Source organism: Teichococcus wenyumeiae (assembly GCF_003696345.1).
Lineage (GTDB): Bacteria > Pseudomonadota > Alphaproteobacteria > Acetobacterales > Acetobacteraceae > Pseudoroseomonas > Pseudoroseomonas wenyumeiae.
The window spans coordinates 111,579-124,717 of sequence record NZ_RFLX01000008.1; the positions used below are offsets into that span (position 1 = coordinate 111,579).

Consider the following 13,139-nt stretch of genomic DNA (forward strand, 5'->3'; position numbering starts at 1 on the left):
TTCATGAAGCGTCACCGTTGCGGCACAAGGCAGGCCTTCAGAATGAGGCGAAAAGCGCATCTCAGACGCTCTAGGCACGATAAATGTCCTCTGCATCGGCCAGCCCATGGCTGCGGGAGCATCCCTGGCCGGGTACCAGTGCCAGGTTGCCCACCCTTTCCCCCTTGCGGCTTGCCCACCCTTCAGGCGAAGGCACCTGCTTTGGGACCGAGGCAGGCATGGCCAACGACAGCGATGACTATGTGTATGACGAAGCCACGGGCGAATGGCGGCCTGCTTCCGAGGTAGCCGCCAATCAGGCCACCGCCCGGCCCGAAGTCCGTGACGCGGCCGGGAACCTTCTGGCGGATGGGGATGCGGTGACCCTCATCAAGGACCTGAAGGTCAAAGGGGCAAACCAGGTTCTGAAGCAGGGGACGGTGATCCGGTCTATCCGCCTCACGGACGATGACCAGGAGATCGACTGCCGCCACGACACCATCAAGGGCCTGGTCCTGCGGGCGGAGTTCGTGCGCAAGCGCTGAGCCCCCCTCTGCAGAAGGGCCAAGCGGGATTCAGCCCGTGGCCCCGCGCCCGGCCACAGAAGCCGGTCGCGGGGCCTTGCCGAGCCTCAGTAGACGATGAAGCCCTTGATCGCGTCCATCATCGCTTCCGGCTCATCGGCGCGGATGGAGTGGCTGCTGTTGGCGAAGATGCGCAGGTCGGAGCCGGGGATCAGCTCATGGATCTCCCGCGAGAATTCCGGGGCGCAGATCCAGTCATGCGCGCCGCCCAGCACCAGCGTCTTGGCGGTGATCTTCGGCAGTTCCGGGCGCAGGTCGTAGCTGCGCAGGAAGCCGCCGGGGCGGAAGGCGCGGTTCAGCGCCTCGGGCTCATGCAGGGTGCGGGCGCGGCCATCCTTGCTGCGCTGGGGGTCGTAGGTGGTGGAATAAAGCGGCCCCATCACGTCATAATAGTGCTGCACCTTCTCCAGCGTATCCAACTCGCCGTTCCAGAGCATGTCGCAGACACGCTGCTGTTCCGGCGTGCCGCGCTCGGCCACGATCTGCTGCGCGCGCGGCATGAAGCCGCTATGCGCCGCCGTGACGACGCAGACGAGATGCGAGACGGAATCCGGGTAGCGCGCCGCATGCGCCATGGCGACCATGCCGCCGTAGCTGGTGCCGATGGAAACGATGGGCCCGAGGCCGAGATACTGCCGCAGGGCTTCCAGATCCTCGACATTCTCATCGAGATTGTAGCGCTCGGGGTCGCCTTTGGCGGAACGCCCCTGGCCGCGGTGGTCGATATAGACAAGCTGCATCCGCTCCGCGAGCGGGGAGAATCCGGGCTTGAAGCCGCTGTGGTCGCTGCCGGGGCCGCCATGCAGCACGAAGGCCACCGGGCGCTCCCGCATCCGCGGGCCATCCGGCACCAGCCCCATGCCTTCGACGTCGAAGTAAATCTCGGTATCGCGAATCTTGGCGCGCATGAACGTCCTCGGTTCTTCAGTAACGGGACGATCATAAAGCCAAGGGCCGGTCGGGGTGAATCCCCGCCGGCCCTGGTCCGTTCAGCCTCGCGCCCGCATCACTGGCAGGCGAGGCATTCCTCGTAGTCGGTGCTGTTCTCGCTGACCATGACCTGCGCGCGGGCGGGCACCGTCAGCGGCAGCACGGCTTCCAGGCTGGTGGCTTCCGCCATGCCGAGCTTCGGCTGCGCGGCCACCTTCTCGCTGATAGTGTCGGCGCGCTGGATCGACAGGCTGCGGCAGTAGTAGAGCGACTTCACGCCCTTCTTCCAGGCCTGGTAGTGGATCTGGTGCAGGTCGCGCTTATGCACATCCGCCGGCAGGAAGATGTTCACCGACTGCGACTGGCAGATGAAGGGCGTGCGGTCGGCCGCATGTTCCACCACCCAGCGCTGGTCGAGTTCGAAGGCGGTCTTGAAGACGGCCTTCTCCTGCTCCGTCAGGAAGTCCAGGTGCTGCACGCTGCCCTTGTTGACGGTGATCGAGGTCCAGGTGTCCTCGTCGTCGCGGCCATGCTGCGCCAGCACCTTCTTCAGCGACGGATTGCGCACGATGAAGGAGCCCGACAGCGTCTTGTGGTTATAGACATTGGCCGCGATCGGCTCGATGCCCGGAGAGGCACCGCCGCAGATGATGGAGATCGAGGCCGTCGGCGCGATCGCCATCTTGTTCGAGAAACGCTCCATGAAGCCGTATTCGGCGGCATCGGGGCACGGGCCGCGCTCCTCGGCCAGCACACGGCTCGCGATATCGGCCTGGGCGCGGATGTGCTTGAACATCCGGGTGTTCCAGACCTTCGCGATCACGCTCTCGAAGGGCACGTTCTGCGCCTGCAGGAAGGAATGGAAGCCCATCACGCCGAGGCCGACGGAACGCTCCCGCATCGCGCTGTACTTGGCGCGCGCCATGCTGTCCGGCGCGGTGTCGATGAAGTTCTGGAGCACGTTGTCCAGGAACCGCATCACATCGGGGATGAAGTTGGGGTCGTCCTTCCACTCGAACCAGGTCTCGAGGTTGAGGGAGGACAGGCAGCAGACCGCCGTCCGCTCCTGGTCATGCTGGTCGCGCCCGGTGGGCAGCATGATCTCGGCGCAGAGGTTGGAGGTCTTGATCTCCAGCCCGGCCAGCTTGTGGTGCTCCGGCCGCGCGTTGTTGGCGTGGTCGGAATAGATGATGTACGGCTCGCCCTGCTCGATGCGCGCCATCAGGATACGGATCCACAGCGCACGAGCAGAAATCTTGCGCACGATGGCGCCGTCCTTGGGCGAGGTCAGCGCCCATTCCTCGTCGGCTTCCACCGCGCGCATGAAGGCGTCGGGGATCAGCACGCCGTGGTGCAGGTTCAGCGCCTTGCGGTTCGGGTCGCCGCCGGTGGGGCGCCGCAGGTCGACGAATTCCTCGATCTCGGGATGCGAGACCGGCAGGTAGACGGCGGCGGAACCGCGGCGCAGCGAGCCCTGGCTGATGGCCAGCGTCAGGCTGTCCATCACGCGGATGAAGGGGATGATGCCGGAGGTCTTGCCGTTCTGGCCGACCTTCTCGCCGATGGAGCGCAGATTGCCCCAGTAGGAGCCGATGCCGCCGCCCTTGGAGGCCAGCCAGACATTCTCGTTCCAGAGGCCGACGATGCCATCCAGGCTGTCATTGGCCTCGTTCAGGAAGCAGGAGATGGGCAGGCCGCGCGTGGTGCCGCCATTGGACAGCACCGGCGTCGCCGGCATGAACCAGAGCTTGCTGATATAGTCGTAGATGCGCTGGGCATGGGCCGTGTCGTCGCCATAGGCGCTGGCGACGCGGGCAAAGAGATCCTGGTAGGATTCACCCGGCATCAGGTAGCGATCGTCCAGGGTGGCCTTGCCGAAATCGGTCAACAGCGCATCGCGTGTACGGTCCAGGCGAACCTGGCTATGGCCTTCGAGCTGGATGGCATCGAACACGGCAGAAAATCCCTGTGGCTAGGCTTCGATCGGCCGCAGGTTTGCACCCTGGCCTCGCGCCCATCAACACCAGATTTAGGGATGGGATGCATGCAAAACCCTAGTGGTTGGGGGTCCGGTCCTTTCCTCACAGTTCAGAAACGCCGGCTAAAGGCCGATTTTTTCGGGTTCTCCACAGCCTTGCCCAGGCCATGTCACACCCCCGAAAAAATTTATGCGCGGTCCGGCTCCACCACCCGGCTGGGCAGCAGCGCGCCCACCCTCTCCAGCACCGGATAGGCGGCGGCGGCTACCAGATGGCTGTTGATCTGCTTGATATCGCGCAGAAGGTCGAGATGCAGGGCGCTGGCCCCCACCGCCTCCGCCGCGCCGCCCCGCAGCCGTTCCAGATGGGTGCGAGTCGAAGCCTCCTCCAACTGCCGGAAGGCGGTCTTCTCCTCCGCCAGCATGCGGGCGGCGCGGGGGTCCTCGGTCATGAAGAGGGACGCGGCGGCGCGGAGGTTGCCGGTCAGCCGGTCCAGCAGGGCGCGCAGCTCATCCACCCCCGCCTCGTCGACCGGATGGCCGTCCTTCCAGAGCGCGGCGGCATGCGGCAGCAGGATGCGCCGGGCGACGCTGCCGGCCTGGTCCAACTGCGTGACAAAGGTCACGATCTCCCGCATCCGGCGGTGATCGGCCTCGGACAGCGCCTCGGTATCCAGCGCCGCCAGCCAGGCGCGGATGGCCTGGGCCAGCCGGCCCAGCGCCTCGTCCAGCGCCTTGCTGCCGGTGGGCGGGCGGCGGGCGCCCAGCGTGTCCCGCGCGGCGCCCAGCAGCTCCTCCAGGATATCGGCCAGGCGCAGCGCCTCCCGCGCCGCGGCGCCCAGCGCGACGCCCGGCACGCGCTGGGCCGCCGGGTCCAGATAGATCGGGCGGGCCGGGTCGGCCGCCGCCGGGCGCTCCGGCAGCCAGCGGCGCAGCAGGGCGGCATAGGGCGTCAGCAGCGGCAGGAAGGCAGCCGCCAGCACCAGGTTGAAGCCGGTATGGAACAGGGCCACGGCCCGCGCCGGCTCCCCTGCCCCGGCCCACTGGGCAATCCAGGGCAGCAGCGGCAGGGCGATGGCCAGCCCCACCACGCGGTTCAGCAGATTGCCCACCGGCACCCGGCGTGCCGCCGGGTCGTCGCGCCGGGTGCCTTCCAGCAGCGGATTGACCGCGCTGCCCAGGTTGGCGCCCAGCACCATGGCGAAGGCGGCCTCGGTCGGCAGGATGCCGTGCCCGGCCAGGGACATGGTCAGCAGCACCACGGCCACCGAGGAATGGGTGGCCCAGGTCAGCACCGCGGCCAGCAGCACATCCAGCAGCGGCACCACCGACACCAGCTCCAGCAGTTGCCGCAGCGCTGGCGAGGTTTCCAGCGGCGCCATCAGCTCCATCAACTGGTGCAGCGCCAGCAGCATCAGGCCCAGGCCGATCGCCGCCCGCCCCAGGTCATGCGCCACCGAGGCCGGGTCGCGCCGGAACATCAGGAAGCCGGCCAGCACCAGCAGCGGGGAAAGAAAGGCGACATCGAAGGAGAGCAGCTGCACGATCAGCGTGGTGCCCAGGTTGGCGCCCAGCATCACCGCCAGGGCCGGCACCGCCGCCACCACGCCGCCAGCGGCGAAGCCCGCCACCATGAACCCGGTGGCTGTGCTGCTCTGCAACGCGGCCGTCACTCCGATACCGGCCAGGAAGGCCTTGACGCGGTTGTCCAGCGCCCGGCCCAGCACCACCCGGAGCCTGGGCCCGAAGGCGCGCTGCACCCCGGTCTGCACCATGCGCGTTCCCCAGAGCAGCAGGGCAATGGCCCCTGCCAGGCTGATCGCCGCGATGATGAAGGCCATGGTGGGCCACCTCCCTTCGTGCAGTTCGACCCCAACAGGCCAGTCAGAGCAGTATGGGGATTGTGTGACAGTTTTGCGACGGCGGCGATGTGCCGGAGGGCCGCCGCCACCTGTCCGAAGCGCGGCGGGCTTGCAGGGAAGGCATTGCGCCCCGGGCTTCGACTGAAGGACCAGACGGGCGTGACGCCAGGGGCGCGACCCGGCTTCAACCCGCTGCACGGCCTGGATGTGCGAACCACGCTGGCACGGCCGACACGGCAAACCGGCTGTGGATTCCGCCCTGTCCTCCGCTTCCATCCGGGAACGCCGGAACGCGAAAAGCCCGGCGTTTCCACCGGGCTTGCAGTGAGGTCCTGATCGCGGGCCAGAAAGGAATGGCGCACCTCCAGCGATCCGAACTCCTGCTTCCGGATCGTTGGAACGCCCCATGGGCAGAGGCAGCGGCTATTGAGGCATCCGAAAAATCGCTGCCCCGGCCTCAGGCGCCGAAGCCGCCGTCGATCGTGTGCATCGCTCCGGTCACAAAGCTCGCTTCCGGCCCTGCGAGCCAGGCAACCATCCCCGCGATCTCGTCCGGCTGCCCGTGCCGCTTGATCGCCATCTGCCCGTAAACGATGTCCTTCAGCGGCCCGTCCGCCGGGTTCATGTCCGTATCCACTGGCCCCGGTTGCACCGCGTTCACCGTGATGCTGCGCGGCCCGAAGTCCCGCGCCAGCCCGCGCACCAGCCCCTGCACCGCCGACTTCGTGAGCGCATAGGCCGCGATTCCGGGAAATCCCACGTGGTCCCCGACATTGGAGCCGATCACCACGATTCGCCCGCCCTCCGGCATCCGGCGAGCCGCCTCCACCGCCGCGTGATAGGGCGCGGCCACGTTGATGCGGATCATCCGGTCCACCGCGTCCGCCTCCAGCTCCAGCGGGTCACCCATCATGGCCACTCCCGCGTTCACCACCAGCACATCCAGCGGCCCGCTGTCGCGCACCCGCGCGATCACCGCATCCCGGTCCGCGCTGTCCGTCGCCACCGCCGTGCTGCCTGTCTCGGCCGCCAGCCGCTCCGCCGCCTCGCGGGAGCCGGCATAGGTGAATGTCACCGCCGCGCCTTCCGCCGCGAAGCGCCGCACGATCGCCGCCCCGATGCCCCGGCTGCCACCGAGCACCAGAACGGACTTACCCTGAAAACCGGCCATCGGGCCCTCCTTGAGATTTAACCTAGTCACCGCTACATAAATCACCCGCATGCCCCGTCAATGGCTTTTGTATTAATGACTACAAAAACACCTCGCCCGCGTGGCCGCCCCCGCCGCTTCGACCCGGAGGAAGCGGTCGCGACCGCCCAGCGCCTCTTCCACGCCCGCGGCTACGATGCGGTCGGCGTTGCCGACATCACGGAAGCCCTCGGCATCAACCCGCCCAGCTTCTATGCCGCCTTCGGCAGCAAGGCAGGCCTCTATGCCCGCACCCTCGGCCGCTACACCGAGAGCGAAGGCGTTCCCCTGCAGGAGATCCTGCGCCCCGGCCGCCCGGTGACCGAAGCCCTCGCCGCCGTGCTGGAGGAGGCCGCCCGCCGCTACGCCTCGGACTGCACCAAGCCCGGCTCCGCCGCCGGCTGCCTCGCCCTCGAGGGTGCCCGCTGCAACGACCCCGAGGCGCGGGAGGCCGCCCGCGCCCTTGTCGCCGCCGCCCAGGACACCATCCACCGCTTCGTCGCGGCCACCCATCCGGAGCTGGCAGGGCAACTGACGGATTACGTCGTCACCCTGATGACGGGTCTCTCCAGCATGGCCCGCTCAGGCCATGACCTGGACCGCCTCCTCGCCACGGCTCGCCTCGCGAGCATCGGCATCACGCAGGCGCTTCGCGACTAAGCGCCTGCTCACCCGAGGATCGGTTCCTCCGTGAAATAGGCGACCATCGTGTCGATCAGGGCACGCAGGCGCCGGCTGGGCAGGCGGCCGGATGCATGCACGATCCAGACCTCCTCGGGGCCACCGCTCCGCTCCCCCAGGGATACCAGCCGGCCATTGGCAAGATCCGGCCGCACCAGGGAGGCCGGCAGCAGCGCGGCGCCAGCCCCGGCGACCACGGCATCCCGCATGGCCAGCGGCGAGGACAGGCTGAGCCGCAGATCGGCGCGGACGCGCACCGGCCCCTGGGTTCCGGCGATGTCCCAGCCGCCATCGCTGCCCCAGCCCTGCCGCACCACAGCAGGCCAGACCAGATCCTGGGGTGAGCGGCCCTTGTAGCCGAGCCGATCCGCCAAGGCCGGCGCGGCGACCAGGAGCAGCCGGTTGCGGCCCAGCAGGCGCCCGCTGAGGGTGCCGTCAGGAACGGGGTTGACCCGCAAGGCGGCGTCGAAGCCGTCGCGCAGCAGATCGGCGTGCCGGTCCTCCACAGCCGCCTCCAGCACGATGCCGGGGTGCAGCGCGGCGAAGCGCGCCGCGATCTGGCCCAGGAAGGTGTGTCCGAATAGCACAGGCACGCTGATGCGCAGCCGTCCGGATAGCGGAGCGCCTTCAGGGCGAAGCTGCTCCTCCAGGTCCGTCAGGGATGCGATCAGGTCCTTCGCGCGGTCCCGGAACACGCTGCCCTCGGCTGTGAGGCGCAGCCGGCGCGAATTCCGGTCCAGCAGGCGTACCCCGAGCGACCGCTCCAGCGCCGCCACGCGCCGCGACAGCGTGGACTTCGGGAGCCCCAGCACCCGGCCGGCCTCGGCATAGCCGCCGTGCTCGGCCACGGCGAGGAAGTCGCGCACGGCATTCAGGTCCATCGGCGTTGCATTCCTGGGACGCTGCGTTTCAGCGACGGTCATTTGAGGATGGCACGGGCGGCATACATCGTCCCTGCCAAACAAATGGGATCGAAACCATGACCATCCTCGTGACCGGCAGCACCGGGACCATCGGCTCACTGGTGCTGCAGCGGCTCGCGCAACACGACGTGCCCGTGCGGGCGCTGACGCGGGACACCTCCAGGCTCAAGCCGCCAGGCAGCGTCGTACCCGTGAAGGGCGACATGGCGGACCCCGCCTCCATGCGCGAGGCGCTGAAGGGGATCGAGACCCTGTTCCTGCTCAATGCCGTCGTGCCCGATGAGACGACGCAGGCGCTCATCACGCTCGACCTCGCGCGTGAGGCGGGCATCCGCCGGATTGTCTACCTGTCGGTGTTCAACAGCAGCCTGTTCGACGACGTTCCCCACTTCGCGGGCAAGTACCTCGTGGAACGCGTCATCGACAGCCAGGCGATCCCCGCGACTGTCCTCCGACCTGCCTATTTCATGCAGAACGACGCGATGTTCCGGGAAGCATTGCAAGCCGGCATCTACCCGCAGCCGCTCGGTGAGCTGGGGATCGCCATGGTTGACGCGCGCGACATCGCCGATGCCGCCACGGCGGAACTGCTGCGCCGCAGCCGCGCGCCTCACCCGCTGCCCCGCAGCACCGTGGAACTCGTTGGCCCGGATACGCTGACGGGAGAGGACGTGGCGTCGATCTGGTCCTCTGCCCTGGGGCGCGAGGTGCGGCATGGCGGCAACGACCTGGCCAGCTTCGAGCAACAGGCAGCCGGCATGATGCCTGGCTGGCTGGCCCATGACATGCGCCTGATGCTGCGGGGCTTCCACCGCCACGGCATGGTGCCGGGCCAGGACAGCCAGGCTGTGCTCGAAGGTCTGATCGGGCATCCGCCGCGCCGCTACCAAGCCTTCGCGGAGGAGACCGCCAAGTCCTGGAACGACAGGCACTGACTGGTCCACGGGAGAGGCACTGGCAAAGGAACGCGCCGCTCACGGTGCCTCGCTTGCCGCAAGCATCGATGGCCCGGTGGTGGCGAGACGGCCGGCCGCACGAAGACACCTTGCCAGTTCCCTTCCGCCGCATTGCCTGAGCCGAACCACCTGCTGGCTAAGGGACTATGTCCGGCTCGTTGTCAGAAGTCCGCTAGTGTCATCGTGGCGAAACATCCAGCCGCCGGGATGAAGCTGGATGGCATCCATGAAGCCAACAAGCGCCTGCTTCCTGTGCTCAGCACCTACGTCGTGGATAGGTGACGTGCAGCCAAACCGCGTCATCAGGAACGGTTCCGGGTGAATTCTCCTCACCCGCCTGCGAAGGTGGATTGGTCTTCCAGATGGTGTGACACGACATCCTCCATTGTTACCGCTCATCAATGCCCCGACACCTGAGGCACTCAGGAAGCAGCTAGAACAAGGCCGATCCAACGGCGAAGCGCATCGAGTTCGGTAAAGCCCAGGACGCGGCCTCTTTTTTCACGCCGCCGGTCTCCGCCGGGGAAATTCCAACACCGTTCCGCGACCAGGCGATTAGTTCTTCTGAAAATCCGATGCCTCTGTGAAGTTCATTTGTAAGCGGATCGATTTTCGGTCGCTGCTTGATGGTCATTTCTCGGGGTTGAATGCTGTGTCCTGGATTCATGCCATTCTGGATCAATCCCCCGAAATCGCCCTCTTTCTCTCTCTTGCCATTGGCTACTGGATCGGCCGCTTTCAGTTCGGAAAATTCCAGCTTGGCGGCGTGGCCGGTTCACTGCTGGCGGCGGTGGTGATCAGCCAGTTCGGTGTCCACATCGACAACGGCGTGAAGTCGATCCTCTTCGCATTGTTCATCTATGCGGTTGGCTTCGACAGCGGCCCGCAGTTCTTCCGTTCCCTCGGGCGTCAGTCGATCCGCGAGATCGTGTTGGCCGTTGTGCTCTCGGTCAGCGCGCTGGCCACGGTGCTGGTGCTGGCCCGCATGTTCGGGCTCGACAAAGGGCTGGCTGCGGGGATCGCGGCCGGCGGGCTGACGCAATCGGCCATCATCGGCACCGCCGGTTCCGCCATTACAAAGCTCGGGCTCGCGGCCGAGGAAGTGCAGCGGCTACAGAGCAATGTCGCGGTTGGCTACGCCGTGACCTACATCTTTGGCTCTTTTGGCGCGATCATCATCTGCGTCAACCTGTTGCCCTGGTTCACCGGCCACAGCATCCGCGACGACGCGCTGAAGGCCGAAGCGGCGTTGCTCGCCGGCGTGAAAGTCTATGGTCCGGGCGAGCAGCCTGCGGTACCCGATATTGTGGGCCGGCTGTTCAAGGTTGAGCAATCCGCCGGGCAAACGGTGGCAGAGCTGGAATCGCAGGCCGGCGTCACGGTGTCGGTCGAGCGGATCAAGCACGCGGGCTCGTTTGTCGGCGTGGAGCCACTGGTCAAGCTGGAACGTGGCGACGTCGTGCTGGTGGTCGGCCGGCGCGCCGGCCTTGTCGACCTCGCGGGGCGGATCGGGCCGGAACTGCAGTCCTCCGAGGGGATGGATGTCGTCACCCTGACGCGGGACGTGGCGGTAACCAACCCGGCCTATGTTGGCCGCACCGTCGCCGAGATCCACGAAGCAGCGGCGCCGGAAATGCGGCATGGCGTGTTCCTCTCGGCATTGCGGCGCGGCGGCCAGCCGGTGCCGCTTCAGTCGACAACCCGGGTGGAGAGCGGTGACGTCGCCACCCTCTATGGTGCCGCCGGCGATGTGCAGCGCGCGGCGAGTACGGCCGGCACGGTGATCGTGCCTTCCGACAAGACCGACTTCGTGTTCCACGGCCTCGGCCTTGCCTTGGGGCTGCTGATCGGCCTCGCCGTGGTGCGGGTGGCCGATGTGCCGCTGACGCTCGGCAGCGGCGGTGGCGCGCTGCTCTCCGGCCTGTTGTTCGGCTGGTATCGCGGCCGCCACCTCGCCATCGGCAATATGCCAACAGGGGCTTCCACCCTGCTGCGCGATCTCGGCCTCGCGGGTTTCGTCGCGGCCGTCGGGCTGCAGTCCGGCCAGCAGGCGGTGACCACGGTGCTGGATCAGGGCCTGACCATCTTTCTGCTTGGCGTCGTCGTCACGGTGTTGCCGCTGCTGATCACCATGGCGGTCGGCAAGTACGTGCTGCGCTACAACAACACCGCAATCTTTGCCGGTGCGCTGTCCGGCTCCCGCTCCGCCAATCCAGCCTTCGGCGAGGTGCTGGACAAGGCTGGCAACTCCATCCCCACCGCGCCTTTCGCCATCACCTATGCGCTGGCGAATGTGTTCCTCACGCTGCTTGGGCCGCTGGTCGTGGCCTTTGCATGACACACGGCAGGAGGCCGTTCCATGGAAACCAGGCAGGACGACTACGCCCAGTATGCCAAGCTGAGCCCTTTCGAGCTGAAGGATGAGTTGATCCGGCTTGCCTCCGGCAAGGCGAACCGCCTGATGCTCAATGCCGGCCGCGGCAATCCCAATTTCATGGCGACGCTGCCACGCCGGGCCTTCCTGCGCCTTGGCCTTTTCGCCGTGTCGGAATCCGAACTCTCCTATTCCTACATGCCGATCGGCATCGGCGGGCTGCCGCGCCTCGAAGGCATCGAGGGGCGGTTCGAGCGCTTCATCGCCGAGCATCGCGATCAGGCCGGCGTCACCTTTCTCGGCCGGGCGCTGAGCTATGTGCGCGACCAGCTTGGCCTCCCCGCCTCGGACTTCCTGCATGAGCTGGTGGAAGGCGTGCTCGGCGGCGTCTACCCGGAGCCGCCGCGCATGCTGCGCATCAGCGAGCAGATCGTGAAGCAGTACCTGGTGCGGGAGATGATCGGCGGCTACCAGTCGAGCGACGCCATCGATCTCTTCGCGCTCGAAGGCGGCACCGCCGCCATGACCTACATCTTCGACAGCCTGCAGAAGAACCATCTGGTGGCCAAGGGCGACAAGGTGGCGATCGGCCTGCCTGTCTTCACCCCCTATATCGAGATTCCACAACTCGACAACTACGCGTTGGAAGAAGTGCAGATCCACGCCGATCCTGATCAGGACTGGCAATACCCGGATTCGGAGCTGGACAAGCTGAAGGACCCGGCGGTCAAGGTCTTCTTCTGCGTCAATCCCAGCAACCCGCCCTCCGTCAAGATGGACGACCGCAGCCTGGCGCGCGTCGCGAGCATCGTGAAGGAAAGCCGGCCGGACCTGATCATCCTGACCGATGATGTTTATGGCACCTTCGCCGACAACTTCCGTTCGCTGTTCGCCGCCTGCCCGCAGAACACCATTCTGGTCTACTCCTTCTCGAAGTACTTCGGTGCAACCGGCTGGCGGCTTGGCGTGGTGGCGACGCACCAGGACAATGTGATGGACCGCAGCATCGCGGCATTGCCCGAGGAGGCAAAGACGGCACTGGACCGGCGCTACGGCTCGCTGGTTCCGGATGTGCGGTCCCTGCACTTCATCGACCGCCTGGTGGCGGACAGCCGCACGGTGGCGCTGAACCACACCGCCGGGCTCTCGACGCCGCAGCAGGTGCAGATGGTGATGTTCGCCCTCTTCGCGATGATGGACGAGAGCGACAGCTACAAGGCGGAGCTGAAGAAGCTCGTGCGACGGCGTGAGGCGACCTTGTACCGGGAGCTCGGCCTGCCGCCGGAATCAGGGCCGAACGCGGTGGATTACTACACGCTGCTCGACCTGCAGCGGATCGCGACGCGGCTTTACGGCGAGGCCTTTGGCGCCTGGATCACCGAGCGCTCCAGCTCCGGCGACCTGCTGTTCCGCGTTGCCGATCAGGCGGGCATCGTGCTGCTACCCGGGCGTGGCTTCGGCACGCAGCAGCCGGCGGCCCGTGTCTCACTCGCTAATCTCAACGAATACGAATACGCCCGCATTGGCCGGGAGCTGCGGCGCATGGCCGATGAATTCCACGCCGAGTTCATGCAGCAGCAGCCGAAGGACACGCCCACAAAGCGGTGACCAGCACCCAGGGCATTGCCGCAGCAGAAGCTTCCGCTCAACGGCTCGAACAGATCGAAGTTCGAGCCGACCGTG

The 13,139-nt window shown here is 66.8% G+C and carries 11 protein-coding genes; 5 read left to right on the forward strand and 6 right to left on the reverse strand.

Annotation, left to right across the window (positions count from 1 at the left end; genetic code table 11):
* Positions 1–218 precede the first annotated feature (218 nt).
* Positions 219–524 (forward strand): zinc ribbon domain-containing protein YjdM, encoded by a 306-nt coding sequence (locus EBE87_RS12795; RefSeq protein ID WP_120640791.1) that lies wholly within the window; start codon positions 219–221, stop codon positions 522–524.
* Positions 525–610: 86 nt separating this feature from the next.
* On the opposite strand, the gene EBE87_RS12800 is transcribed toward EBE87_RS12795, so the two are convergent.
* The 4 genes from EBE87_RS12800 to bdcA form a co-directional block, all read right to left on the reverse strand.
* On the reverse strand, positions 611–1,471 hold the full coding sequence (locus EBE87_RS12800; RefSeq protein WP_120640792.1) for an alpha/beta fold hydrolase: 861 nt from the start codon (positions 1,469–1,471) through the stop codon (positions 611–613).
* 98 nt (positions 1,472–1,569) lie between these two features.
* Entirely contained in the window at positions 1,570–3,447 is a 1,878-nt protein-coding gene (locus EBE87_RS12805) for a ribonucleoside-diphosphate reductase subunit alpha (protein ID WP_120640793.1), read from the reverse strand.
* 212 nt (positions 3,448–3,659) lie between these two features.
* On the reverse strand, positions 3,660–5,312 hold the full coding sequence (locus EBE87_RS30310) for a Na/Pi cotransporter family protein (RefSeq protein WP_122140021.1): 1,653 nt from the start codon (positions 5,310–5,312) through the stop codon (positions 3,660–3,662).
* Between the two features lie 478 nt (positions 5,313–5,790).
* The gene (gene bdcA / locus EBE87_RS12815; RefSeq protein WP_120638416.1) at positions 5,791–6,504 is read right to left on the reverse strand and encodes an SDR family oxidoreductase; all 714 of its coding nucleotides are present in this window, start codon (positions 6,502–6,504) and stop codon (positions 5,791–5,793) included.
* Between the two features lie 75 nt (positions 6,505–6,579).
* On the opposite strand from bdcA, the gene EBE87_RS12820 reads away from it, so the two are divergent.
* The gene (locus tag EBE87_RS12820; protein ID WP_120638415.1) at positions 6,580–7,182 is read left to right on the forward strand and encodes a TetR/AcrR family transcriptional regulator; all 603 of its coding nucleotides are present in this window, start codon (positions 6,580–6,582) and stop codon (positions 7,180–7,182) included.
* An 8-nt stretch (positions 7,183–7,190) separates the two neighbouring features.
* Here EBE87_RS12820 and EBE87_RS12825 read toward each other — a convergent pair whose 3' ends face one another.
* On the reverse strand, positions 7,191–8,084 hold the full coding sequence (locus EBE87_RS12825; RefSeq protein ID WP_158600878.1) for a LysR family transcriptional regulator: 894 nt from the start codon (positions 8,082–8,084) through the stop codon (positions 7,191–7,193).
* Between the two features lie 98 nt (positions 8,085–8,182).
* Here EBE87_RS12825 and EBE87_RS12830 point away from each other — a divergent pair, with 98 nt between their 5' ends.
* The gene (locus EBE87_RS12830) at positions 8,183–9,061 is read left to right on the forward strand and encodes an SDR family oxidoreductase (protein WP_120638413.1); all 879 of its coding nucleotides are present in this window, start codon (positions 8,183–8,185) and stop codon (positions 9,059–9,061) included.
* 454 nt (positions 9,062–9,515) lie between these two features.
* Here EBE87_RS12830 and EBE87_RS29700 read toward each other — a convergent pair whose 3' ends face one another.
* Positions 9,516–9,716 carry a hypothetical protein gene (locus tag EBE87_RS29700; protein ID WP_147426057.1) on the reverse strand — a complete coding sequence of 67 codons (201 nt, stop codon included), beginning with the start codon at positions 9,714–9,716 and terminating at the stop codon, positions 9,516–9,518.
* A gap of 18 nt (positions 9,717–9,734) precedes the next feature.
* Here EBE87_RS29700 and aspT point away from each other — a divergent pair, with 18 nt between their 5' ends.
* Together aspT and EBE87_RS12840 are read left to right on the forward strand one after the other, a co-directional pair.
* The gene (gene aspT / locus EBE87_RS12835) at positions 9,735–11,420 is read left to right on the forward strand and encodes an aspartate-alanine antiporter (protein WP_120638419.1); all 1,686 of its coding nucleotides are present in this window, start codon (positions 9,735–9,737) and stop codon (positions 11,418–11,420) included.
* Positions 11,421–11,441: 21 nt separating this feature from the next.
* The gene (locus EBE87_RS12840; protein WP_120638412.1) at positions 11,442–13,064 is read left to right on the forward strand and encodes a bifunctional aspartate transaminase/aspartate 4-decarboxylase; all 1,623 of its coding nucleotides are present in this window, start codon (positions 11,442–11,444) and stop codon (positions 13,062–13,064) included.
* The last annotated feature ends 75 nt before the right edge of the window (positions 13,065–13,139 follow it).

Bases quoted from the DNA above. Each gene is read 5' to 3' on its own strand.
- EBE87_RS12795 (WP_120640791.1), top strand. From the start codon at position 219: ATGGCCAACGACAGCGATGACTATGTGTATGACGAAGCCACGGGCGAA.
- EBE87_RS12800 (WP_120640792.1), bottom strand. From the start codon at position 1,471: ATGCGCGCCAAGATTCGCGATACCGAGATTTACTTCGACGTCGAAGGC.
- EBE87_RS30310 (WP_122140021.1), bottom strand. From the start codon at position 5,312: ATGGCCTTCATCATCGCGGCGATCAGCCTGGCAGGGGCCATTGCCCTG.
- bdcA (WP_120638416.1), bottom strand. From the start codon at position 6,504: ATGGCCGGTTTTCAGGGTAAGTCCGTTCTGGTGCTCGGTGGCAGCCGG.
- EBE87_RS12820 (WP_120638415.1), top strand. From the start codon at position 6,580: ATGACTACAAAAACACCTCGCCCGCGTGGCCGCCCCCGCCGCTTCGAC.
- EBE87_RS12825 (WP_158600878.1), bottom strand. From the start codon at position 8,084: ATGGACCTGAATGCCGTGCGCGACTTCCTCGCCGTGGCCGAGCACGGC.
- EBE87_RS12830 (WP_120638413.1), top strand. From the start codon at position 8,183: ATGACCATCCTCGTGACCGGCAGCACCGGGACCATCGGCTCACTGGTG.
- EBE87_RS29700 (WP_147426057.1), bottom strand. From the start codon at position 9,716: ATGACCATCAAGCAGCGACCGAAAATCGATCCGCTTACAAATGAACTT.
- EBE87_RS12840 (WP_120638412.1), top strand. From the start codon at position 11,442: ATGGAAACCAGGCAGGACGACTACGCCCAGTATGCCAAGCTGAGCCCT.